Raw genomic sequence first — 23,727 nt, forward strand, 5'->3', positions numbered from 1 at the left:
TTGAGAAGACAGCTTCAGGCTGCCGGCCGTGTCGTTTACGACTGTTTGATGGAAATTGTCATGTCCAGGTTTTCTGCTGTTCCACGTTTGAGCGCTGCTCAGGCGTCCTTTGCCTTGAACGAATCGCGCATTCGTTTCTCGCACGCCATCGCCGTCCTTTGCGGCGTCCTGCTGTCCCCGCTGGTGTTGGCCGATGACCACGCCGGGCACAACGAAGAACTGAGTCCGACGGTGATCACCGCGATCGCCCCGAGCTCGCCGCTGACCATCGTCACCAACCCCAAGGACCCGCGCCAACCGGTGCCGGCCAGTGACGGCGGCGATTACCTGAAGACCATTCCCGGCTTCGCCCTGGTGCGCAACGGCGGCACCAACGGTGATCCGGTGCTGCGCGGGATGTTCGGTTCGCGGCTGAACATTCTCACCAACGGCAGCATGTTGCTCGGCGCCTGCCCCGGCCGCATGGACGCGCCGACCTCCTACATCTCGCCGGAAACCTACGACAAGCTCACGGTGATCAAAGGCCCGCAAACCGTGCTCTGGGGGCCGGGTGCCTCGGCCGGCACGGTGCTGTTCGACCGTGAACCGGAAAGCTTCGGCGAGCTCGGCACGCGGGTGAATGCCAGCGTGCTGGCCGGCTCCAACGGACGCTTCGACAAGGTTGTCGACGCTGCTGCCGGCGGGCCTTTGGGCTATGTGCGAGTGATCGGCAACACCGCGCACTCCGACGACTATCGCGACGGCAACAACGACACTGTGCCGTCGCGCTACGACAAGTGGAACGGTGACATCGCCGTCGGCTGGACCCCGGACGCCGACACCCTGATCGAACTGACTGCCGGCAAGGGCGACGGCGAAGCACGCTACGCCGGACGCGGCATGGACGGTTCGCAGTTCCTGCGCGAAAGCCTCGGCCTGCGCTTCGAAAAATCCAACATCACTGACGTGTTGGAAAAGCTCGAAGCACAGGTCTACTACAACTACGCCGACCACGTGATGGACAACTACACCCTGCGCACGCCGTCCGGCACCGGGATGATGGCCGGTCCCATGGCCTCCAACGTCGACCGTCGCACCCTCGGCGCGCGGATCAAGGCGACTTGGCGCTGGGCCGACATCCAGCTGATCACCGGCCTCGATGCGCAGACCAACGAGCACCGCCAGCGCAGCGGCATGGGCATCGACACCTACAAGGACCAGCCGTACACCAAGGACGCCGACTTCCATAACTATGGCGTGTTCAGCGAAATGACCTGGTACGCCGCCGACCGTGATCGCCTGATCACTGGCGCTCGGGTCGACCGCGCTTCGGCCAGGGATTACCGGCAGAGCATTGGTTCGGGAATGATGAGCCGCGCCAACCCGACCGCCGACGAGACCCGCGCCGACACCTTGCCAAGCGGCTTCGTGCGTTATGAACATGACTTGGCTGACAGCCCGGCCACGCTGTACGCCGGCCTCGGCCACGCGCAGCGCTTCCCGGATTACTGGGAGCTGTTTTCACCGAAGTCTGGCCCGGTCGGTTCGCTGAATGCGTTCGACTCGATCAAACCGGAGAAGACCACCCAGTTCGACTTCGGTGTGAACTACAAGACCGCTGAACTCGAAGCCTGGGCCTCGGGCTACATCGGTGTGGTGCGCGATTACATCCTGTTCGACTACACGCCGACGATGATGGGCATGAGCAGCTCCCGTGCCGAGAACATCGACGCGCGAATCATGGGTGGTGAACTCGGCGCCGCCTACAAACTCACCGAGCACTGGAAAGCTGATGCGACATTGGCCTACGCCTGGGGCAAGAACAGCAGCGACGGCAAGGCCCTGCCGCAAATGCCGCCGCTGGATGCGCGCTTCGGCCTGACCTACAGCGAAGACAACTGGAGCGCCGGGGCACTGTGGCGTGTGGTCGCGGCGCAAAACCGCATCGACCAGAACAAGGGCAACGTGGTCGGCAAGGACTACGACAAGAGCGGCGGGTTTGGCGTGTTCTCGCTCAACGGCGCCTACCGGATCAACAAAAACTGGAAGGTCAGCACCGGCGTCGACAACCTGTTCGGCAAGGCTTACGCCGAGCACCTGAACCTGGCGGGTAACGCCGGTTTCGGCTACCCGGCCAACGACCCGCAAGCGATCAACGAACCGGGGCGCACGCTCTGGACCAAGGTCGATATGAGTTTCTAACCGAGCGGCACGCCCTGCCCTTGTGGGAGCGGGCTTGCTCGCGAAGACGGCGGTACATCCAGCATGGGTGGCGCCTGACACGACGCTTTCGCGAGCAAGCCCGCTCCCACAGGAGTGCAGTGGTGAAACTCCCCATACAGAACAACGAAAAGATCCAAGCCAAGCGGAGCAAACGTGATGCAAAAGCCCAAAGCGAATTTCTACAACCTGGCCTGGCGCTGGCATTTCTATGCCGGATTGTTCGTCGCGCCCTTCATGGTGATGCTGGCCCTGACCGGCATCATCTACCTGTTCAAACCGCAACTCGACTCACTGATGTACAGCAGCCTGCTCAACGTCCCGGCCGGACATCACACGGTGCCGGCCGATGAGCTGCTGCAACGGGTCAAGAGCGCTTATCCACAGGGTCAGATCACCCAGTACCTGCCGCCGGCCAACGCCGAACGCAGCGCGCAGTTCGTGGTAAAAAACGCCGGCCATGAACTCAACGTATTCATCGATCCGTACCACGGCGACATCCTCGGCGAGCAGGATGCAAAGAAAAATCTGCAAGCCATCGCCCGCGCCATTCACGGCGAATTGATGATCGGCACGGTGGGTGATCGCCTGATCGAACTCGCCGCCGGTTGGGGCGTGGTGCTGGTGGTATCGGGGGTCTTTCTGTGGTGGCCGCGCGGTCAGGCGGCGGGGATTCTGTGGCCTCGCCTGAACAGTCGCGGTCGGGTGTTGTGGCGTGATCTGCACGCGGTCACCGGGTTCTGGGGCGCAGCATTGCTGCTGGTGATGCTGCTCAGCGGCATGACCTGGACCGGCTTCTGGGGCAAGCAGTACGCCCAGGTGTGGAACGTGTTCCCGGCAGCGATGTGGAACAACGTGCCGACCTCCGACGTCGAGGCCGGCAGCCTGAACAACGCCGCGCGTCAGACCGTGCCATGGGCGATGGAAAACACGCCGATGCCGATGTCCGGCGACCACGCCGAACACATGGCCCACGGTGGCATGCAACACGGTCCCGCCGCACCCGCGATCAGCCTGCAAGACGTGCAGAACATTGCCGTTGAACGCAAGGTCGAACCCGGCTACAGCATCACCCTGCCAACCACCGCGATCGGTGTGTTCACCATTGCCGTATTTGCCGACGACCCGCGTAACGATGCGACCCTGCATGTCGATCAGTACACCGGCAAGGTCCTCGCCGATGTGCGTTTCGAGCAGTACGGCGCGGTGGCGCGGGCCACGGAAATCGGCGTGATGCTCCACGAAGGCAAGATGTTCGGCACCTTCAACCAGATCATCGTGCTGCTGATCTGCCTGATGATTCTGCTCAGCGCCGTCAGCGGTGTGGTGATCTGGTGGAAGCGTCGTCCGCAGGGCAAATTCGGCGTGCCGCCGCTGCGCCATGACCTGCCGAAATGGAAAACCGGGGTGGCGATCATGCTGGTGCTGGCGGTGATTTTTCCGCTGGTGGGGGCTTCGCTGGTGCTGGTCTGGTTGCTGGATCGGCTGCTGTTGTCGCGTTTGGGCCGCCAAGCTGAATCTGCCTCAACTTCATCATGAAGCAGGCGAGATGCGCGTTTTAGGCAGATCTTTAAACTGCCGGGGCTTAAACTCCGGCATTTTTTAGTGTTACTGTATAACGCAAATAGGCCACTCTGCCCGCAACCACAAGTTGCGGGCTTTCTTTTGAAGAAGTGATTCACCGCCCCGATGAACAAGTACCTCTTGTCCAGCCTCTGCCTGCTTGCCCTGAACAACGCCAGCGCCGATGGCCAACCGTTGACGCTGCCCACCGGCACCATCTCCGCGCCTGCGGTTGACGAAGAAAGTGTCAGCCTGACCACACCGACCACCGCCGGCTCACGCCTGAACCTGACGGCCATGGAAACCCCGGCCAGTGTCGAAAGCCTCAGCGGCGAGCAGGTGCGCGCCCGTGGTGATCGCAGCGTGCAGGACGCCGTGTCACGCAGCACCGGCATCAGCCGCACCGGCACCCCGGGCGATGGCGGCACCTCGTTGCAGGCACGCGGTTTTACCGGGCAGAGTTCGGTGATGCAGTTGTATGACGGCAACCGCATGTACAGCGGCATGGGCACCGTGACCTTTCCGGTCGATACCTGGTCGGTGCAGCGCGTCGACGTACTGCGCGGCCCGGCCTCGGTGCTGTACGGCGAAGGCGCGACCGGCGCGGTGGTCAACGTGATTCCGAAGAAGCCGTTCGAGGGTGAAATCGAAAACCACCTGCGCCTCGGCTACGGTTCCTACGACAGCCAGCAACAGGCGTTCGACAGCGGCGGTTCGCTGAGCGACACCCTGAGCTATCGGCTCAATCTCAATCGTCTGCGCAGCAACGGCTGGATCGATCGCGGCGACTCCTCCAGCGACTTCATCAGCGCCGCCCTGCGCTGGCAAGCCACCGACGATCTGACCTTCACCCTCGCCCACGACTACGGCGACCAGCGTCCGCAGAACTACTTCGGCACGCCGTTGATCAACGGCCAATTGCAAGACAGCCTGCGCAACAAGAACTACAACGTGCGTGACGACCAGCAGCACTACAACGATCAGTGGACGCGCCTAACCAGCGACTGGCAGATCAACGACGCGGTCAGCGCCAGCAATGAGCTGTATTACCTCAAGGCCCAGCGCCGCTGGCAGAACGCCGAGAACTACAACTTCGACGCCGCCACGCAACAGCTCAGCCGCAGCGGCTACTTCGGCATTGGCCACAAGCAGGAACAGGTCGGCGACCGCCAGACGTTCACCTTCAAACACTCGCTGTTCGGCCTCGACAGCCAGACCGTGAGCGGCGTCGATTACAACCGCATCCGTTTCCAGCTCAACAGCAACTCGCCGTTCAACGATGTGCTGCCGAACGGTCAGGCGCTGGACCTGTATCACCCGCAACCGGGCTATTTCGAAAGCGCCAACCCTTACCGTGACCAGTTCGACAGCACCACCAGACAGATGTCAGTGTTCGCTGAAAACCGCACGCAACTGAGCGAGCGCTGGTCGCTGGTGACCGGCGTGCGCCGTGATTACGTGCATGTGGATCGCAACAACCTGGTCGACGGCAGCCAGAGCGACAAGACCCTGACCGGCAACAACTGGAAGGCCGGACTGGTGTTCGCGCTGACACCACAGACTTCTTTCTACGGTCAGGTCGCGACCAGCACCGACGGCATCGGTGGCTTGATTTCGCTGAGCCCGAGCCAGCAGCAATACGACCTGTCGACCGCGCGGCAGACAGAAATCGGCATGAAGCAGTTGTTCTGGGATCAGCGCGGTGAGTTCACCCTGGCGGCCTATCGCATCGTCAAAAAGAAACTGCTTACCGACGATCCGGGCAACCCGACGCTCAAGCAGCAAGTCGGCCAGCAATCGTCCAACGGCCTGGAAGCCAGCCTCGATCTGCAACTGCCGCACGCCTGGCAACTGCAGGCCAACGCGGCGATTGTGAAAGCCAAGTACGATGACTTCTCCGAAGTGGTCAACGGGCAAACCCTGTCGTACAACGGCAATCGCCCGGTGGATGTGCCGCGTCGAACGGCCAATCTGTGGCTGAACAAAAACCTCAGCGATGACCTGAAGGCCGGCGCCGGCGTGCGTTATGTCGATGCGCGTTACGCCGACATGGCCAATCGCAACGAGCTGCCGAGTTACACCGTGGTCGATGCGACGCTGTCGTGGCAAGCCTTGCGCAACACCACGCTGGGCCTGCAGGTGAACAATCTGTTTGACCGCCAGTACGCACAAAGCCAATACAATGAGGGCCAGCAGTGGATTCTCGGCGAACCGAGATCGTTCTTCGTCACGGCCGATTACACCTTTTGATTCATGGCCCTCTTCGCGAGCAAGCCCGCTCCCACATTGAAACGCGATCAACTGTGGGAGCGGGCTTGCTCGCGAAGACGTCATCAGCAACGCCAGATATTTCAGAGTAGAAGCATGACCTCGCTAAACCTCACCAACATCGCCTGGACACCTCTGGGCCACGGCCACTGCCATCACCAGTTCCAGCTGCGTGACGCCTCGTTGCAGGTGGCCGCCGGTGAGTTCGTCGGGCTGATCGGCCCCAACGGCAGCGGCAAGACCAGCCTGCTGCGGTGCGCCTATCGCTTCAGTCAGCCGGAAAGCGGTGAGGTCAGACTCGATCACCACAACGTGTGGAAGCAGTCCTCGCGCTGGTGCGCAAAACGCATCGCCGTGGTCTTGCAGGAGTTCCCCGATGCCTTTGGCCTGACCGTCGAAGAAGTGGTCGCCATGGGCCACACACCGCATAAAGGCCTGTTCGATGGCGATACGCTGGAAGATCGCAATCTGGCGACGCAAGCGCTCACATCCGTCGGCCTCGACGGCTTCGAAGACCATGCTTTCGCCACGCTGTCCGGCGGTGAAAAACAGCGGGTGATCCTTGCCCGCGCCCTGACCCAGCAACCGCAACTGCTGATCCTCGACGAGCCGACCAACCATCTCGACCCGCGTTATCAGCTTGAGCTGCTGCAACTGGTCAAACGCCTGCAGATCGGTACCCTCGCCAGCATCCACGACCTGAACCTCGCGGCCGCCTTCTGCGACCGACTGTACGTGATCAACCACGGACGGATCGTCGCCAGCGGCACGCCGCAGCAAGTGCTCACCACCGAGCTGCTGCGCGACGTGTTCGGCGTCGAAGCGTTGATCGACTCCCACCCCCTCCACGACTACCCGCGAATCACCTGGATAACCCGACCATGACTGTGCGTTCCCTGCTTTGCGTCGCTCTTTTGTTGTGCAGTGGTCAAGCCCTGGCCGAGGCCACGCAGTACCCGCTGACGATCCATAGCTGCAACCGCGAAGTGACCTTCAAGCAGGCGCCGAAACACGCGGTCAGTCACGACATCAACATGACCCAGATGATGCTCGCCCTCGGCCTCAAATCGCGCATGGCCGGTTACAGCGGCGTCAGTGGCTGGAAGTCGGTGACGCCCGCGATGCAGTCGCTGCTCGACGGCTTGCCGGAACTGGCCGCGAAATATCCGTCGGTGGAAACCCTGCTCAACGCCAACGTCGATTTCTTCTTCGCCGGTTGGGATTACGGCATGCGCGTCGGTGGCGATCTCACTCCGCAGACCCTGCAACCGCTGGGCATCAACGTGTATGAGCTGACCGAGTCCTGCGCCTTCGTGATGAAACGCCCGGCGGCGACGCTGGACGACACCTATAACGACCTGCGCAACCTCGGGAAGATTTTCGACGTGCAGGATCGCGCCAACGCACTGATCGCCGACATGCAGCAACAGGTCGCCGAAATCCGTAAAGATCTGCCCGCCGACCAGCCGCGTGTGTTTCTCTACGACAGCGGCGAAGACCGCGCCATGACGTCCGGCCGCCTCGGCATGCCGCAGGCACTGATCGATGCGGCCGGCGGGCGCAACATTCTCGACGACGTCGAAGCAAGCTGGACCCGGGTCAATTGGGAGACTGTGGTCGAGCGCAATCCACAGGTGATCGTGATCGTCGATTACAGCGAAATCACCGCCGAGCAGAAGATCGAATTCCTGCTGAAGAACCCGGCGCTGCAATCGGTGGATGCGATCAAGAACCAGCGTTTCATCGTCATCCCCTACGTGCAGGCCACGCCGGGGATCGATAACGTGCTGGCGGTGGAAACCCTGGCCAAGGGGTTCCACGGCGAATGATCGACCGGCGCTACGCCCTGTTGTTGACCGCCCTCGGCGCCGTGTTGCTGGTGTCGTGCGTGGTGTCGCTGGGATTCGGCCCGGCGCGGGTGCCGGTGGACGTGGTGTGGCGGATTCTGCTGCACAAGGCCTTCGGTCTCGGCGAGGTGAGCTGGAGCGCCGGGCAGGAACACATCGTCTGGCTGATCCGCGTGCCGCGCATGTTGCTCGGGGCGTTGGTCGGCGCCGGGCTGGCGTTGATCGGCGCGGTGCTGCAAGCGGTGACGCGCAATCCACTGGCCGATCCGCACCTGCTTGGCGTCACCTCCGGCGCGACACTCGGCGCCGTGATCGTGGTGCTGCACATCGGTGAAATCGTCGGCCTGCTGACCTTGCCGATTGCCGCATTCATCGGTGCGTTGCTGAGCATGTTTCTGGTGCTGGGCATTGCCAACCGTCAGGGTCGGCTCGACAGCGACCGGTTGCTGCTGTGCGGCGTGGCGGTGTCGTTCGTGATGATGGCAATCGCCAATCTGCTGCTGTTCATGGGCGACCATCGCGCCAGCTCGGCGGTGATGTTCTGGATGCTCGGCGGCCTCGGCCTGGCGCGTTGGGAGTTGCTGGCGGTGCCGGCGCTGAGCGTGTTGCTCGGCCTCGGTTTGCTGCTGGGCATGGCCCGACCGTTGAACGCCTTGATGGCCGGCGAACAGACCGCCGTCACCCTCGGCCTGAATGCCCGCGCGGTGCGCCTGCGGGTGTTTGTGATCGCCTCCTTGATGACCGGGGTGCTGGTGTCGATCAGCGGCTCGATCGGTTTTGTCGGGCTGATGGTGCCGCACATTGCCCGGCGTCTGGTCGGCGCCGAACACCGGCGACTGCTGCCGGCCTGCGTACTGCTTGGCAGCCTGTTCCTGGTCTGGGTCGATGTTGCCGCGCGCACCCTGATCGCGCCGGAAGACCTGCCCATCGGCGTTGCCACCGCGGCTATCGGCGGCCTGTTCTTCATCGGCCTGATGCGCCGCCGCTGACACAACAAACATAAAAACTGTGGGAGCGAGCCTGCTCGCGAAGAGGCCGTGCCAGCCAACTTCATTTTTGAATGACCCACCGCATTCGCGAGCAAGCCCGCTCCCACAGTGAACGGCATTGTTTGCGAAATCGGCGCCCTAATCTGGCGCATACGAATGCACCGTCACACGCGACTCGTCCCTTCATGGTGCACCCCGCCCGCGCGCAACCGCTCTAAACCGACATTTTCCTGCCCGATCCCGACCGGGCACAGCCCTTGCAAAACAGTCTTCAGTCGTCCGCATCTGCCAACCATAAAAAACTTTAATGTTCATGGAGATCGCACAATGAAGCGTCGCAGTTTGATCAAGGCTTTCACACTCACGGCATCCATTGCCGCGATGGGCATGACCTGGACTGTCCAGGCCGCCGAGACCATCAAGGTCGGTATCCTGCATTCGTTGTCCGGGACCATGGCGATCTCCGAAACATCGCTCAAAGACATGGCGCTGATGACCATTGACGAGATCAACGCCAAGGGCGGCGTGAACGGCAAGATGCTCGAACCGGTGGTGGTCGACCCGGCGTCGAACTGGCCGCTGTTCGCCGAGAAGGGCCGGCAGTTGCTGACGCAGGACAAGGTCGCGGTGGTGTTCGGTTGCTGGACCTCGGTATCACGTAAATCGGTACTGCCGGTGTTCGAAGAACTCAACGGCCTGCTGTTCTACCCGGTGCAGTACGAAGGCGAAGAAATGTCGCCGAACGTGTTCTACACCGGCGCCGCACCGAACCAACAGGCGATTCCGGCGGTGGAATACCTGATGAGCGAAGAAGGCGGCAGCGCCAAGCGTTTCTTCCTGCTCGGCACCGACTACGTCTACCCGCGCACCACCAACAAGATCCTGCGCTCGTTCCTGCATTCCAAAGGCGTGGCCGACAAGGACATCGAAGAGGTCTACACCCCGTTTGGTCACAGCGACTATCAAACCATCGTCGCCAACATCAAGAAGTTCTCCGCCGGTGGCAAAACCGCTGTGATCTCTACGGTCAACGGCGACTCCAACGTGCCGTTCTACAAAGAGCTGGCCAACCAGGGCCTGAAGGCTACCGACGTACCGGTGGTGGCGTTCTCCGTGGGTGAAGAAGAGCTGCGCGGCATCGACACCAAACCGCTGGTGGGCAACCTCGCGGCGTGGAACTACTTCGAGTCCGTGGAGAACCCGGTGAACAAGAAGTTCGTCGCTGACTGGAAGGCCTACGCGAAGAAACACAACCTGCCGGGCGCCGACAAAGCGGTGACCAATGACCCGATGGAGGCCACCTACGTCGGCATCCACATGTGGGCGCAAGCCGTTGAAAAAGCCAAGTCCACCGACGTCGACAAAGTCCGCGAAGCCCTCGCCGGCCAGACCTTTGCCGCGCCGTCCGGTTACACCCTGACCATGGACAAGACCAATCACCACCTGCACAAACCGGTGATGATCGGCGAGATCCAGGCTGACGGTCAGTTCAACGTGGTCTGGCAGACCGAAGGCCCGATCCGTGCCCAGCCGTGGAGCCCGTTTATCGATGGCAACGACAAGAAGCCGGATTATGCGGTGAAGAGCAACTGAGCCATTGGGTGTCGGGCTGTTAAGACTTTCAGTCCGACACACTCCCCCTGTGGGAGCGGGCTTGCTCGCGAAAGCAGTTCGTCATTCAACTTAAATGCAAGCTGACACACCGCTTTCGCGAGCAAGCCCGCTCCCACAATTAGTCCGCGCAAGGCGACTCTTTATGCCGACTACCCTTTACCGCTTCATCCTCGTCATCGCACTTCTGTTGCCGATGACTGCCTTTGCCGGCGACGCCGAAGACTTCGTCGCCGCCAATCCCGTGCAGCAAGCCAAACTGCTGGAAGCCTGGGCCGCGCAGCCCGAGCCGGCGCGTGTCGAGCTGATCAACGCCCTGCAACAAGGCGAATTGACCCTCGACGGCCAGCCGAAAACCCTGCGCCTGAACAACCGCCTGCGGGGTCTGATCGACACCGCTTTGGCCAGCCACCAATTGCTCGCCGCCGACGCCAAAATCCGTCTGACTGCTGCGCAGCAATTGCAGAAAAGCGCGAAACCCGCGCAGCTGAAATTCCTCGACCAGCAACTGGCTGGCGAAAAAGATGAAAGCGTCCACGCCGCCCTGAGCCTGGCCCTGGCCAATCTGCAACTGGTGGACAGCGATCCGGCGGTGCGTCTGGCCGCCGTGCGCCTGCTCGGTGAAACCGGCGATCCCTTGGCCCGCACCCGCCTCGAAGGCCTGCTCGAACCCGGCGTCGAAAGCGATGCCGGCGTGCGCACCGCCGCTGAAACCAGTCTGGCGCAGGTGAAACACAAACTGCTGGTCGGCGAAATCCTCGGTGAAGCCTTCAGTGGCATGTCCCTCGGTTCGATTCTGCTGCTCGCGGCACTCGGTCTGGCGATCACCTTCGGCCTGCTCGGGGTGATCAACATGGCCCACGGCGAGATGCTGATGCTCGGCGCCTACTCGACCTACGTGGTGCAGTTGATGTTCCAGCGTTACGCCCCGCAAGCCATCGAGTTCTACCCGCTGATCGCGCTGCCGGTGGCGTTCTTCGTCACGGCGGCGATCGGCATGGCGCTGGAACGCACGGTGATTCGTCATCTCTACGGCCGGCCGCTGGAAACCCTGCTCGCCACCTGGGGCATCAGCCTGATGCTGATCCAGTTGGTGCGTCTGCTGTTCGGGGCGCAGAACGTCGAGGTGGCTAACCCGGCGTGGCTGTCCGGCGGCATTCAGGTGCTGCCGAATCTGGTGCTGCCGTACAACCGCATCGTGATCATCGCCTTCGCCCTGTTCGTGGTGGTGCTGACCTGGCTGCTGCTGAACAAGACCCGACTCGGCCTCAACGTGCGAGCGGTCACGCAGAACCGCAACATGGCCGCCTGCTGCGGCGTGCCGACCGGGCGCGTCGACATGCTCGCCTTCGGCCTCGGCTCGGGCATCGCCGGCCTCGGTGGCGTGGCGCTGAGCCAGATCGGCAACGTCGGCCCGGACCTGGGCCAGAGCTACATCATCGACTCGTTCCTGGTGGTGGTGCTCGGGGGTGTCGGTCAACTCGCCGGCAGCGTGCTCGCCGCCTTCGGCCTCGGCATCGCCAACAAGATTCTCGAACCGCAGATCGGTGCGGTACTGGGCAAGATCCTGATCCTCGCGCTGATCATTCTGTTCATCCAGAAACGTCCGCAAGGCCTCTTCGCACTGAAAGGACGGGTGATCGACTGATGAACCAGCCTCTACTTGTCACGGCCACGCAAAAGGCCGGACCGAAAGTCACCCTTGCCATCGGCGCGGTGATCCTAGCGCTGCTGATCGCCCTGCCGCTGCTCTCGCTGCTGGCGCCGGACAGTGCGCTGCATGTGTCGGCGTATACGCTGACGCTGGTCGGCAAAATCCTTTGTTACGCCATCGTCGCCCTGGCGCTGGATCTGGTCTGGGGCTACGCCGGGCTGCTGTCGCTGGGGCACGGCCTGTTCTTCGCCCTCGGCGGTTACGCGATGGGCATGTACCTGATGCGTCAGGCGGCCGGTGATGGTTTGCCAGCGTTCATGACCTTTCTGTCGTGGACCGAATTGCCGTGGTACTGGAGCGGCACCAGCAGTTTTATCTGGTCGATGTGTCTGGTGGTGCTGGCACCGGGTCTGCTGGCGCTGGTGTTCGGCTTCTTCGCCTTCCGCTCGCGGATCAAGGGCGTGTATTTCTCGATCATGACCCAGGCCCTGACCTTCGCCGGGATGCTCTTGTTTTTCCGCAACGAGACCGGCTTCGGTGGTAACAACGGCTTCACCAATTTCCGCACGATTCTCGGTTTCGGCATCACTGAGCCGGGCACCCGCGCGGTGCTGTTTCTGGCCACCGTGCTGTTGCTGGTTGCGAGCCTGTTCATCGGTTGGCGGTTGGCGCAGAGCAAGTTCGGCCGGGTGCTGACGGCGCTGCGCGATGCGGAAAACCGCCTGATGTTCTGCGGCTACGACCCGCGCGGCTTCAAGCTGTTCGTCTGGGTCTTGAGCGCGGTGTTGTGTGGTCTCGCCGGGGCGTTGTATGTGCCGCAAGTAGGCATCATCAACCCCAGCGAAATGTCGCCGACCAACTCCATCGAAGCGGCAGTGTGGGTCGCCCTCGGCGGTCGCGGCACGCTGATCGGGCCGTTGCTCGGTGCCGGTGTCGTCAACGGCATGAAGAGCTGGTTCACCGTGGCTTTCCCCGAATACTGGCTGTTCTTCCTCGGTGCGCTGTTCATTGTCGTGACGTTGTATTTGCCCAAAGGCGTGATCGGCCTGCTGAAGAAACGAGGTGAACAATGAGAGTCACTGCGAGTGCTGAATTCATGCTCGAACCGGCGTTTTTCCCCGTGGAGCCGAACAAGGACGAGGGCACCAGCCGCGACTCGATCGGCCTCGGCCAGCGCGTCGGCCCGGGCCTCGACACCCGGCACGGTACGATCCTGACCCTGGAAGACATCAGCGTCAGCTTCGACGGCTTCCGCGCCCTGAACAATCTGAACCTGTACATCGGCGTCGGCGAACTGCGCTGCATCATCGGCCCCAACGGCGCAGGCAAGACCACGCTGATGGACGTGATCACCGGCAAGACCCGCCCCAGTCACGGCAAAGCCTGGTTCGGCGAAACCATGGATCTGACGCAGATGAGCGAAGTGCAGATCGCCCAGGCCGGGATCGGGCGCAAGTTCCAGAAACCGACGGTGTTCGAAGCCCTCAGCGTGTTCGAGAACCTGGAGCTGGCGCAGAAGACCGACAAGTCGGTCTGGGCAAGTTTGCGCGCGCGTCTGAGCGGTGAGCAGAAGGATCGCATCAGCGAAGTGCTGGATACCATTCGCCTGACGGCCTCGGTCAATCGCCCTGCCGGACTGCTGTCCCACGGTCAGAAGCAGTTTCTGGAGATCGGCATGTTGCTGATGCAGGACCCGCAACTGCTGCTGCTCGACGAACCGGTGGCGGGCATGACCGATGCCGAAACCGAATTCACTGCCGAGCTGTTCAAGTCGCTGGCCGGCAAGCATTCGCTGATGGTGGTCGAGCACGACATGGGCTTCGTCGGCTCGATTGCCGACCATGTGACGGTGCTGCATCAGGGCAGCGTGCTGGCGGAAGGATCGCTGGAGCAGGTGCAGGAAAACGAGCGGGTGATCGAGGTCTATCTCGGCCGCTGAACTGCAAACACCTTTCCAAACTGTAGGAGTGAGCCTGCTCGCGATAGCGGTGTATCAGATAAGCCGGCGTTGACTGACACGCCGCTATCGCGAGCAGGCTCACTCCTACAAGGGATTTGAGGAGATTCTGGACATGCTGCAAGTCGACAAGCTGCACCAGTACTACGGCGGTAGCCACATCCTGCGCGGCCTGAGCTTTGACGTGAACGTCGGCGAAGTCACCTGCCTGCTCGGACGCAACGGCGTGGGCAAGACCACCCTGCTCAAATGCCTGATGGGCCTGTTGCCGGCCAAGGAAGGCGTGGTGAACTGGGAAGGCAAAGCGATCACCACGCTCAAGCCGCACCAGCGGGTACACGCCGGCATCGCCTATGTGCCACAGGGCCGGGAAATCTTCGGCCGGCTCACGGTGGAGGAAAATCTGCTGATGGGCCTGTCACGGTTTCCCGGCAGCGAAGCGAAAGAAGTACCAAGTTTCATCTACGAATTGTTCCCGGTGCTGCTACAAATGAAGCAGCGCCGCGGCGGTGACCTGTCCGGCGGTCAGCAACAGCAGCTGGCTATCGGTCGCGCCCTGGCCAGTCGTCCGCGTTTGCTGATCCTCGACGAGCCCACCGAAGGCATCCAGCCCTCGGTGATCAAGGAGATCGGCGCGGTGATCAAGACCCTCGCGGCGCGGGGCGACATGGCGATTTTGCTGGTGGAACAGTTTTACGACTTCGCCGCCGAACTGGCCGATCAATACCTGGTGATGTCCCGGGGCGAGATCGTGCAACAGGGGCGCGGCGAAAATATGGAGGCCGAGGGTGTACGAGGTCTGGTAACAATTTAATCTGTAGCTTCCTAACGATAATTACAAACCATGAATTTACCGCTTTCCACTGCCCTGTTTACCCCGAGCTGGCACGCCGAGCTGGAGCTGGCCTACGCCCGCTTCGGCGACTGCACGCGCCCGGTTCAGCGCCGACACCTCGGCCCGCTGCGCGTGCAAAAGCACCTGTATGCCGAAGGCCCCGAGGTCTGCCAGCACATCATCGTTCACCCACCGGGCGGGATCGCCGGCGGTGACCGGCTGAACATCAGCGTCCGCGTTGAACAGGACGCCTGGGCGCAGATCACCAGCCCCGGCGCCGCCAAGTGGTATCGCGCAGCGGGGCCGGCGTATCAGCAGCTCGAACTGAAAATCGCGGCCGGTGCGACGCTGGAGTGGCTGCCGCAGGAAACCATCGTCTACAGCGCCGCCCAGGCCGAACTCAGCACCTCGATCGAGCTGGAGGGCGATGCGCGGCTGTTTTACTGGGACGTGGTGGCGCTGGGCCGACCGGCCAGTGGCGAGCGCTTCGACCTCGGACACTTTCAAGCGCATCTGGATATCCGCCGCGACGGGCGATTGCTCTGGCACGAGCGTCAACGGATCACCGGCAATGACGGCTTGCTCGATTCGCCGATCGGCCTGGATGGCCATCCGGTGTTCTCGACGTTGCTGGTGTCCGGTGAAATCGATGCCGAATTGCTGGAGCGCTGTCGTTCGCTGGGGCACGCAGTGCGCGGGGATTTGACCCAGTTGCCCGGCCTGTTGGTGGCTCGGTGTCTGGCGTCAGAAGCACTGCTCGCCCGTGCCTGGCTCATCGATTTATGGCGTTTGTTACGCCCGGTTCTGCTAGGCCGTGAAGCCCAGCCCCCGCGAATCTGGAACACCTGAAATGCAATCCAACTGTGGGAGCGGGCTTGCTCGCGAAGGCGATGTGTCATTCACACAGATGCTGGCTGACCTACCGCTTTCGCGAGCAAGCCCGCTCCCACAGGAGATTTGTGCACATTTTTCAATCTGCCCTGATGGATACCCACAATGGACCTGACCCCACGCGAAAAAGACAAGCTGTTGATCTTCACCGCCGGCCTCGTCGCCGAGCGCCGACTGGCCCGTGGTGTGAAGCTCAACTACCCGGAAGCCATGGCCTACATTTCCGCCGCCCTGCTTGAGGGCGCCCGTGACGGCCAGACCGTGGCTGAGCTGATGCACTACGGCACCACCCTGCTGAGCCGCGAGCAGGTGATGGAAGGTATTCCGGAAATGATCCCGGAGATTCAGGTCGAAGCGACGTTCCCCGACGGCACCAAACTGGTCACCGTCCACCAACCGATCGTCTGAGGCCGCGCCATGACTTACTCCATTCGCGATGCCCTGCATGCCGACTTGCCGGCGATCCGCGACATCTACAACGACGCGGTGCTCAACACCACGGCGATCTGGAACGAGTCGGCGGTCGATCTCGGCAACCGTCAGGCGTGGTTCAGCGCCCGTCAGGCCCAGGCCTATCCGATTCTGGTTATCGTCGACGCCGACAACGTTGTGCTCGGCTACGCTTCCTTTGGTGACTGGCGGCCGTTCGACGGTTTTCGCCATACCGTCGAGCACTCGGTTTACGTGCGCAGCGACCAACGCGGCAATGGTCTTGGCCCGCAACTGATGACGGCACTGATCGAGCGAGCCAAAGCCTGCGCCAAGCATGTGATGGTCGCCGCCATCGAAAGTGGCAACACCGCTTCCATTCGTCTGCATGAACGCGCCGGTTTCAGCATCACCGGGCAGATGCCGCAAGTCGGCACCAAGTTCGGCCGCTGGCTCGACCTGACCTTCATGCAACTGACCCTCAATCCTGGCGCGGAGCCGCCTGACGCCAACAAGGAGTGACACCATGAACGCCGCCCAACTGCGCCGCGTCAATGCGGAAAGTTTTGCGCACTATCGTCAGGGCCTGATTGATCTGCTGCTCGACGCCGTGGGTTATGGCGCCAGCGTCGGCTTCATGGCCGACCTCGACGCCGCACAGGCCCGCGCCTATTTCGATGAAGTACAGCAACAAGTGAACAAGGGCAGCGTGTTGCTCTGGGTGGTGGTCAAGGATGAAGAGGTGCAGGCCAGCGTGCAGTTGGGCCTGTGCCAGAAGGCCAACGGCCTTAATCGCGCCGAAGTGCAGAAACTGCTGGTGCGCGAACAGGCGCGGCGTCGTGGCCTCGGCCAGCAATTGATGAATGCGCTGGAACTTGAAGCGGCCAAGCACAAGCGCGGCATGCTTTACCTCGACACCGAGGCCGGCTCCCCCGCCGAAGATTTCTACAAGGCCCTGGGTTACACCCGAGCCGGTGAAATTCCCGATTACGCCTGCGATCCGCATGGCACGTATCGACCGACCGCCCTTTACTACAAGATTCTGCAAGGAGCCCGGCCATGATTCCCGGCCAGTACCAGATCCAGCCCGGCGACATCGAACTGAATGTCGGCCGCCGCACCCTCAGCCTGAAAGTCGCCAACAGCGGCGACCGGCCGATCCAGGTCGGCTCGCACTATCACTTTTTCGAAACCAACGACGCGCTGACCTTCGACCGCGCCGCCAGCCGTGGCATGCGCCTGAACATCCCGGCCGGCACCGCCGTGCGCTTTGAGCCGGGGCAGAGCCGCGAGGTCGAGCTGGTGGAGTATGCCGGGCATCGGCGGGTGTTCGGCTTTGCCGGGCGGGTGATGGGTGATCTCGACTGACGATGATTTATTTGTGGTGAGGGGATTTATCTGTGGTGAGGGGATTCATCCCCGATCGACCGCGCAGCGGTCGCCAACCGCCACCTGCCCCACCATAAAATCACTTTTGCTGAATGGCGGGTGCTTCGCACCCGATCGGGGATGAATCCCCTCGCCACAATAAATTTGTGCAAGGAATTCGGATGAAAATTTCAAGACAAGCCTACGCCGACATGTTCGGCCCCACCGTCGGCGACAAGGTGCGCCTGGCGGACACCGAGTTGTGGATCGAGGTCGAAAAGGACTTCACCACCTACGGCGAAGAAGTGAAATTCGGCGGCGGCAAAGTGATCCGCGACGGTCAGGGCCAGAGCCAGTTGCTCGCCGCCGAAGTGGTCGACACCCTGATCACCAATGCGCTGATCATCGACCACTGGGGCATCGTCAAAGCCGACGTCGGCCTCAAGGACGGGCGTATCGCCGCGATCGGCAAGGCCGGTAACCCGGACGTGCAACCGAACGTGACCATCGCCATCGGCGCCAGCACCGAAGTGATCGCCGGCGAAGGCATGATCCTCACCGCCGGCGGCATCGACACGCACATTCACTTCATCTGCCCGCAGCAGATCGAAGAAGCGCTGATGAGCGGCGTCACCACCATGATCGGCGGCGGCACGGGGCCGGCGACCGGCACCAACGCCACCACCTGCACCTCCGGGCCGTGGCACCTGGCGCGCATGCTGCAGGCCGCCGACGCGTTCCCGATGAACATCGGCCTCACCGGCAAGGGCAACGCCAGCCTGCCGGAGCCGCTGATCGAGCAGGTCAAGGCCGGCGCCATCGGCCTCAAGTTGCACGAGGACTGGGGTACCACCCCGGCGAGCATCGACAACTGCCTGAGCGTCGCCGACCAGTACGACGTGCAGGTGGCGATCCACACCGATACCCTCAACGAATCGGGTTTCGTCGAAACCACCCTCGGCGCGTTCAAGGGTCGCACCATCCACACCTACCACACCGAAGGTGCCGGCGGCGGCCACGCGCCGGACATCATCAAGGCCTGCGGTTTCCCTAACGTGCTGCCGAGCTCGACCAACCCGACCCGGCCGTTCACCCGCAACACCATCGACGAACACCTCGACATGCTGATGGTCTGCCACCACCTCGACCCGAGCATCGCCGAGGACGTGGCGTTCGCCGAAAGCCGCATCCGCCGTGAAACCATCGCCGCCGAAGACATCCTCCACGACCTCGGCGCGTTCTCGATGATCAGCTCCGACAGCCAGGCCATGGGCCGTGTCGGCGAAGTCATCACGCGCACCTGGCAGACCGCCGACAAGATGAAAAAGCAGCGCGGCCCGCTGCCCCAGGACGGCGAAGGCAACGACAACTTCCGCGCCAAGCGCTACATCGCCAAGTACACGATCAACCCGGCGATCACCCACGGCATCAGCCATGAAGTGGGTTCGATCGAAGTCGGCAAATGGGCCGACCTGGTGCTCTGGCGTCCGGCATTCTTCGGTGTGAAACCGACGCTGATCCTCAAGGGCGGCGCGATCGCCGCCAGTCTGATGGGCGACGCCAACGCCTCGATTCCCACCCCGCAACCGGTGCACTACCGCCCGATGTTCGCCAGCTACGGCGGCTCGCTGCACGCCACCAGCCTGACTTTCATCAGTCAGGCCGCGCAGGAGGCCGGGTTGCCCGAGGCACTGGGCCTGAAGAAGAAAATCGGCGTGGTCAAAGGCTGCCGCGACGTGCAGAAAACCGACCTGATCCACAACGATTACCTGCCGAACATCGACGTCGACCCGCAGACCTATCAGGTCAAGGCCGACGGCGTGCTGCTCTGGTGTGAACCGGCGGAGACTCTGCCGATGGCCCAGCGTTACTTCCTGTTCTGACGCACGGCAAAAGGCCCCGGAGCCGTGTCTTGCACACGGTTCCGGGGCCTTTTTCATGGTGCTGGAAAAGCACTCTGCAAACGGTCGTGTATTTCCCGCCAAAGGGGCTAATATTCGATTCGCTCCGCCTATTTTCAGGAACTGCCCATGCGTCTTTCCGAGTTCATCGTGGCCAATATCGACCCTATCGTCGATGAGTGGGAACAGTTCGCCGCGACCATCACTCCGGCCGCCGACTATCTGGATTCCACTGCGCTGCGCGATCACGCCAGCGAGATTCTGCGGGCCGCCGCCCGCGACATGAACAAGCCGCAAAGCCCCGCCGAACAGGCTGCCAAAGCCAAGGGCGAAGGCCCGGAAAAGACCCCGAGCCTGGACGAAGCCGGCGCCAGCCATGGCGAGCTGCGCCACACCGTCGGTTTCGATCTGGTGCAGATGACCAGCGAATTCCGCCATTTGCGTGCCTGTGTGATCCGCCGCTGGGTGAGCAGCCTGACGTCACCGGACATGACCTATTTTCAGGACATGATCCGCTTCAACGAAGCTATCGACGAAGCCCTCGCCGAATCCACCGCGGCCTATGCCGAGCAGGTCAACCGCTCGCGGGACATTTTCCTCGCCATCCTCGGCCATGACCTGCGTGCGCCGCTGCAAGCGGTGAGCATGTCCACCGAACTGCTGCTGCGCAAATCCAGCCTTGAGGGCGATGCCCTGGCCTGCGCCCAGCACATCAAGCGTGGCGCGCGGCACATGGCGACGATGGTCAGCGATCTGCTGGAACTGGTACGCAGTCGTCTGGGCCGCAGCCTGCCGATCGAGCCGGAGCCGATGGATCTGGCCGTTGCGGCGCGAGCGGCGATTGCCGAAGCCTGCGCCGGTAATCCGCTATCGGATCCCAAGCTCACGGTGCACGGCGACACCAGCGGGGTGTGGGACGCCGGGCGAATCGACCAGTTACTGCAAAACCTGATCGGCAACGCCTTGCAGCACGGCACCAGCCAGCGCGACGTGACCCTCAACCTGCGTGGCGAGGGCGACAACGTGTGCCTGTCGGTGCACAACTACGGCACGCCGATTTCCGAGGAGGCCATTGGCACGATTTTCGACCCGCTGGTGCGCAGCGCCGACGAAGAACTCGGACAGCCGTCGACCAGCCTCGGGTTGGGCTTGTTTATCGTCAAGGAAGTGGTGACCGCCCATGGCGGGACGATCGAAGTCAGCTCGAGCGCGGCTGACGGGACATTGTTCAGTGTGGTGTTGCCAAGAAAGGTTTAAGCAGGCTTACGGCGTAATCGTTCTTCGCGAGCAAGCCCGCTCCCACATTTAGATCGCGATCTCCTGTGGGAGCGGGCTTGCTCGCGAAGGGGCCCGCAAAGACACTAAAAAACTATTCGACCACCAGGCGCCCCAACCGTTGGCGCAGCATCCGGTTCTCCGCCCGCAACTCATGCACCTCCTCCAGCAGATTCAGTGCCAGCGCGACGCCCTCCCACTCCAGCTCCAGCTCGCGCCGCAACTTCGCGGCGCGCTTGGCCAGGCTCAACTCGTAGTCGGTGAACCGCCATTCCCGGGGCTGCGCGCCCTGAGGTTCGAGGATGCCGTGTTCGACGATTTCGATCACGTAGACGTCCGACAGATCGGCCGCCTCACAGAATTCTGCCATGTCCAGTTGAACGATCAGGGGGCTGCTCATGATGGGCTACTCCGTCGTCGGATTCAGAAGTTCTCTCGTGGGTTGAACGCGGCTTTCTTCGCCAGTTCCTGCCACAGCGCCTTGACCTCGTCGTCCGAAGTCTTCGGCATCACGGCCTTGAGCTGCACGAACAGATAACCGCGCTCACCGGCCTTGTTTTTCAAGCCATGACCCTTGGCGCGCATGCGCTGGCCGTTCTGGCTACCGGCCGGAACCTTGAGGTTGATCTTGCCGGTCAGCGTCGGCACCGCCACTTCAGCGCCCAGCGCCAGCTCCCACGGTGCCAATGGCAGGGTGATGATCAGGTTTTCGCCTTCGACATCGAATTTCGGGTGCGGCGCAAAGCGAATGGTCAGGTACAGATCACCATTGGCCCCGCCACCGATGCCCGGTGCGCCCTGCCCCTTGAGGCGGATGCGCTCGCCGTCGGTCACGCCCGCCGGGATCTTCACGTTCAGGCTCTTGCTGGTGTTGCTGACGTGCTGGCCGTTAGCGTTGTATTGCGGCACCTGAAAGGTGACCTTCTTCGATTCATTCGAGAGCGTTTCCTCGAGGAAGATCGGCAGTTCCATTTCCACGTCTTGCCCTCGGCGCCCTGCACTGCGTGATTGCCGACCCTCGCCGCCACCGAAACCGGGGCCGCGATTGCCGAAGATCGAACTGAAGAAGTCCGAGAAGTCGCCGGTGTCGCCACCGCCGCCACCAAAGCCGCCACGGCTCTGCCAGCCCGGTGGGCCCTGGAACGGCTGACCGTGCTGGCCATAACGGCGCAGTTCGTCGTATTCGGCGCGTTTGTCGGCGCTTTTCAGCGCTTCATAGGCTTCCGAGGCGTCCTTGAACTTGGCCTCGGCGTCTTTTTCCTTGCTGACATCGGGGTGGTATTTGCGCGCCAGCTTGCGATAGGCAGCCTTGATTGCCTTGTCGTCCGCTGTCGGCTCCACGCCGAGTATCTTGTAATAGTCTTTGAAGTCCATCGAAGGAATCACCATCCGTTATCGATTTCGCGCCGAGGCCAGCATGCGCTCATTCGCGCGTGCCGGGTTGACCGATCTCAAGTTTGTGACCGGGTGGCGCAGCAGAAGTTTATCGGCAGTGGACGACGGTTCTTGCGACCGCCGGTATGTCTGCCGGCCCATGCCAGCAAGTTTGGGGCGAAGCTGCGACTTTCAAGAAGCTTAGTCGCGAAATAGCAGATGACCGGCCTTCGAATCTGCCGCGCACTGACATACACTGCGCGGCCGTTTTTTGACCGGAACCCGAAAGACATGAACAACGCCTCTCCAGCCCGTGCCTGCGGTATCGACTTCGGCACCTCCAACTCCACCGTCGGCTGGCTGCGCCCCGGCATGGAAACGATGATCGCGCTGGAAGACGACAAGATCACCCTGCCGTCGGTGGTCTTCTTCAACATCGAAGAGCGCCGTCCGGTTTACGGTCGTCTGGCCCTGCACGAGTACCTGGAAGGCTACGAAGGCCGGCTGATGCGCTCGCTCAAGAGCCTGCTCGGTTCCAAACTGATCAAGCATGACACCAGCGTCCTCGGCACGGCGATGCCGTTCAAGGATCTGTTGGGGCTGTTCATCGGCCAGCTCAAGAGCCGCGCCGAAACAGCCGCCGGTCGGGAGTTCGAGCAGGTGGTGCTGGGGCGTCCGGTATTTTTCGTCGATGACGACCCGCTGGCTGACCAGGAAGCCGAAGACACCCTGGTCGAAGTGGCGCGCAAGCTCGGTTTCAAGGACGTGTCGTTCCAGTACGAACCGATCGCTGCGGCATTCGACTACGAGTCGACCATCGAGAAAGAAGAACTGGTGCTGATCGTCGACATCGGCGGTGGTACGTCCGACTTCTCGCTGGTGCGCCTGTCGCCCGAGCGTCGCGGCATGGACAACCGTCACGATGACATCCTCGCCACCGGCGGCGTGCACATCGGCGGTACCGATTTCGACAAACAGCTGAGCCTGCAAGGCCTGATGCCACTGTTCGGCTACGGTAGCCGGATGAAGAGCGGCGCCTACATGCCGACCAGTCACCACATGAACCTGGCGACCTGGCACACCATCAACTCGGTGTACTCGCAGAAATCCACCCTGGCGCTGGGCAGCATGCGTTACGACATCGAAGACACCGGCGGCATCGACCGTCTGTTCAAGCTGATCGAACAGCGCGCCGGGCACTGGCTGGCGATGGAAGTCGAAGAAACCAAGATCCAGCTGACCCACGCCGACAGCCGCCACGTGCCGCTGGACCGGATCGAGCCGGGCCTGAGCGTGGAACTGAGCCGCGCCCTGTTCGAATCGTCGATCGACGCCTTGCTTGAGCGCGTGCGCGGCAGCGTCACGCAGCTGTTGAACGATGCCAACGTGTCGGTCGCTCAGGTCGATACGGTGTTCTTCACCGGCGGTTCAAGCGGCATCCCGGCGCTGCGCAACAGCGTCTCGGCGATGCTGCCTAATGCGCGACATGTTGAAGGCAACATCTTTGGCAGCATTGGCAGCGGTCTGGCGATTGAGGCGATGAAGCGCTACGGCGCGATGGCCTGA

Annotated in this window: 21 protein-coding genes; 19 read left to right on the forward strand and 2 right to left on the reverse strand. The window is 62.2% G+C overall.

Features of this window, described 5'->3' with window-relative positions:
• Window positions 1–60: 60 nt before the first annotated feature.
• The 18 genes from JFU48_RS04085 (at window position 61) to JFU48_RS04170 (ending at window position 20,769) form a co-directional block, all read left to right on the forward strand.
• On the forward strand, window positions 61–2,181 hold the full coding sequence (locus JFU48_RS04085; RefSeq protein ID WP_201135914.1) for a TonB-dependent copper receptor: 2,121 nt from the start codon (window positions 61–63) through the stop codon (window positions 2,179–2,181).
• A 177-nt stretch (window positions 2,182–2,358) separates the two neighbouring features.
• Window positions 2,359–3,738: a PepSY-associated TM helix domain-containing protein gene (locus JFU48_RS04090; RefSeq protein WP_201135915.1), complete on the forward strand. Its 1,380-nt coding sequence runs from the start codon at window positions 2,359–2,361 to the stop codon at window positions 3,736–3,738.
• A 150-nt stretch (window positions 3,739–3,888) separates the two neighbouring features.
• Window positions 3,889–6,012: a TonB-dependent receptor gene (locus tag JFU48_RS04095; RefSeq protein WP_201135916.1), complete on the forward strand. Its 2,124-nt coding sequence runs from the start codon at window positions 3,889–3,891 to the stop codon at window positions 6,010–6,012.
• Between the two features lie 114 nt (window positions 6,013–6,126).
• A complete protein-coding gene (locus JFU48_RS04100) occupies window positions 6,127–6,915 on the forward strand; it encodes an ABC transporter ATP-binding protein (protein WP_201135917.1) in 789 nt (262 codons plus the stop codon).
• Window positions 6,912–7,859: an ABC transporter substrate-binding protein gene (locus JFU48_RS04105; RefSeq protein ID WP_201135918.1), complete on the forward strand. Its 948-nt coding sequence runs from the start codon at window positions 6,912–6,914 to the stop codon at window positions 7,857–7,859. Before JFU48_RS04100 ends, JFU48_RS04105 begins: the two co-directional genes overlap by 4 nt.
• Entirely contained in the window at window positions 7,856–8,866 is a 1,011-nt protein-coding gene (locus tag JFU48_RS04110) for a FecCD family ABC transporter permease (protein ID WP_103485958.1), read from the forward strand. The genes JFU48_RS04105 and JFU48_RS04110 overlap by 4 nt, the downstream gene beginning before the upstream one ends.
• Before the next feature lie 327 nt (window positions 8,867–9,193).
• Entirely contained in the window at window positions 9,194–10,459 is a 1,266-nt protein-coding gene (gene urtA, locus JFU48_RS04115; RefSeq protein WP_003221226.1) for an urea ABC transporter substrate-binding protein, read from the forward strand.
• 163 nt (window positions 10,460–10,622) lie between these two features.
• A complete protein-coding gene (gene urtB / locus JFU48_RS04120) occupies window positions 10,623–12,125 on the forward strand; it encodes an urea ABC transporter permease subunit UrtB (protein ID WP_201135919.1) in 1,503 nt (500 codons plus the stop codon).
• Window positions 12,125–13,204: an urea ABC transporter permease subunit UrtC gene (gene urtC, locus JFU48_RS04125; protein ID WP_166496046.1), complete on the forward strand. Its 1,080-nt coding sequence runs from the start codon at window positions 12,125–12,127 to the stop codon at window positions 13,202–13,204. The genes urtB and urtC overlap by 1 nt, the downstream gene beginning before the upstream one ends.
• Window positions 13,201–14,070, forward strand: a complete 870-nt coding sequence (gene urtD, locus JFU48_RS04130; RefSeq protein WP_446739764.1) for an urea ABC transporter ATP-binding protein UrtD — start codon at window positions 13,201–13,203, stop codon at window positions 14,068–14,070. The genes urtC and urtD overlap by 4 nt, the downstream gene beginning before the upstream one ends.
• Window positions 14,071–14,203: 133 nt before the next feature.
• The gene (urtE, locus tag JFU48_RS04135) at window positions 14,204–14,902 is read left to right on the forward strand and encodes an urea ABC transporter ATP-binding subunit UrtE (RefSeq protein WP_201135920.1); all 699 of its coding nucleotides are present in this window, start codon (window positions 14,204–14,206) and stop codon (window positions 14,900–14,902) included.
• Window positions 14,903–14,932: 30 nt separating this feature from the next.
• A complete protein-coding gene (locus JFU48_RS04140) occupies window positions 14,933–15,772 on the forward strand; it encodes an urease accessory protein UreD (protein ID WP_201135921.1) in 840 nt (279 codons plus the stop codon).
• 147 nt (window positions 15,773–15,919) lie between these two features.
• Entirely contained in the window at window positions 15,920–16,222 is a 303-nt protein-coding gene (gene ureA, locus JFU48_RS04145) for an urease subunit gamma (protein WP_003221215.1), read from the forward strand.
• Window positions 16,223–16,231: 9 nt separating this feature from the next.
• The gene (locus JFU48_RS04150; protein WP_201135922.1) at window positions 16,232–16,765 is read left to right on the forward strand and encodes a GNAT family N-acetyltransferase; all 534 of its coding nucleotides are present in this window, start codon (window positions 16,232–16,234) and stop codon (window positions 16,763–16,765) included.
• A gap of 4 nt (window positions 16,766–16,769) precedes the next feature.
• Complete coding sequence (locus JFU48_RS04155; protein ID WP_003221211.1) at window positions 16,770–17,306, forward strand: GNAT family N-acetyltransferase; 537 nt, start codon at window positions 16,770–16,772, stop codon at window positions 17,304–17,306.
• Entirely contained in the window at window positions 17,303–17,611 is a 309-nt protein-coding gene (locus JFU48_RS04160) for an urease subunit beta (RefSeq protein WP_007966984.1), read from the forward strand. Before JFU48_RS04155 ends, JFU48_RS04160 begins: the two co-directional genes overlap by 4 nt.
• A gap of 182 nt (window positions 17,612–17,793) precedes the next feature.
• Entirely contained in the window at window positions 17,794–19,494 is a 1,701-nt protein-coding gene (gene ureC, locus JFU48_RS04165; protein ID WP_027613556.1) for an urease subunit alpha, read from the forward strand.
• Window positions 19,495–19,641: 147 nt separating this feature from the next.
• Entirely contained in the window at window positions 19,642–20,769 is a 1,128-nt protein-coding gene (locus JFU48_RS04170; protein ID WP_201135923.1) for a sensor histidine kinase, read from the forward strand.
• Between the two features lie 112 nt (window positions 20,770–20,881).
• Here the strand turns inward: JFU48_RS04170 and JFU48_RS04175 are convergent, their stop codons facing one another.
• Together JFU48_RS04175 and JFU48_RS04180 are read right to left on the reverse strand one after the other, a co-directional pair.
• Window positions 20,882–21,187 (reverse strand): chaperone modulator CbpM, encoded by a 306-nt coding sequence (locus JFU48_RS04175; RefSeq protein WP_003221201.1) that lies wholly within the window; start codon window positions 21,185–21,187, stop codon window positions 20,882–20,884.
• 23 nt (window positions 21,188–21,210) lie between these two features.
• Window positions 21,211–22,161: a DnaJ C-terminal domain-containing protein gene (locus JFU48_RS04180; RefSeq protein WP_201135924.1), complete on the reverse strand. Its 951-nt coding sequence runs from the start codon at window positions 22,159–22,161 to the stop codon at window positions 21,211–21,213.
• A 291-nt stretch (window positions 22,162–22,452) separates the two neighbouring features.
• Here JFU48_RS04180 and JFU48_RS04185 point away from each other — a divergent pair, with 291 nt between their 5' ends.
• Window positions 22,453–23,727 (forward strand): Hsp70 family protein, encoded by a 1,275-nt coding sequence (locus tag JFU48_RS04185; protein ID WP_064585745.1) that lies wholly within the window; start codon window positions 22,453–22,455, stop codon window positions 23,725–23,727.

This window comes from Pseudomonas sp. TH49, from assembly GCF_016650625.1.
GTDB classification, from domain to species: Bacteria; Pseudomonadota; Gammaproteobacteria; order Pseudomonadales; family Pseudomonadaceae; genus Aquipseudomonas; species Aquipseudomonas fluorescens_H.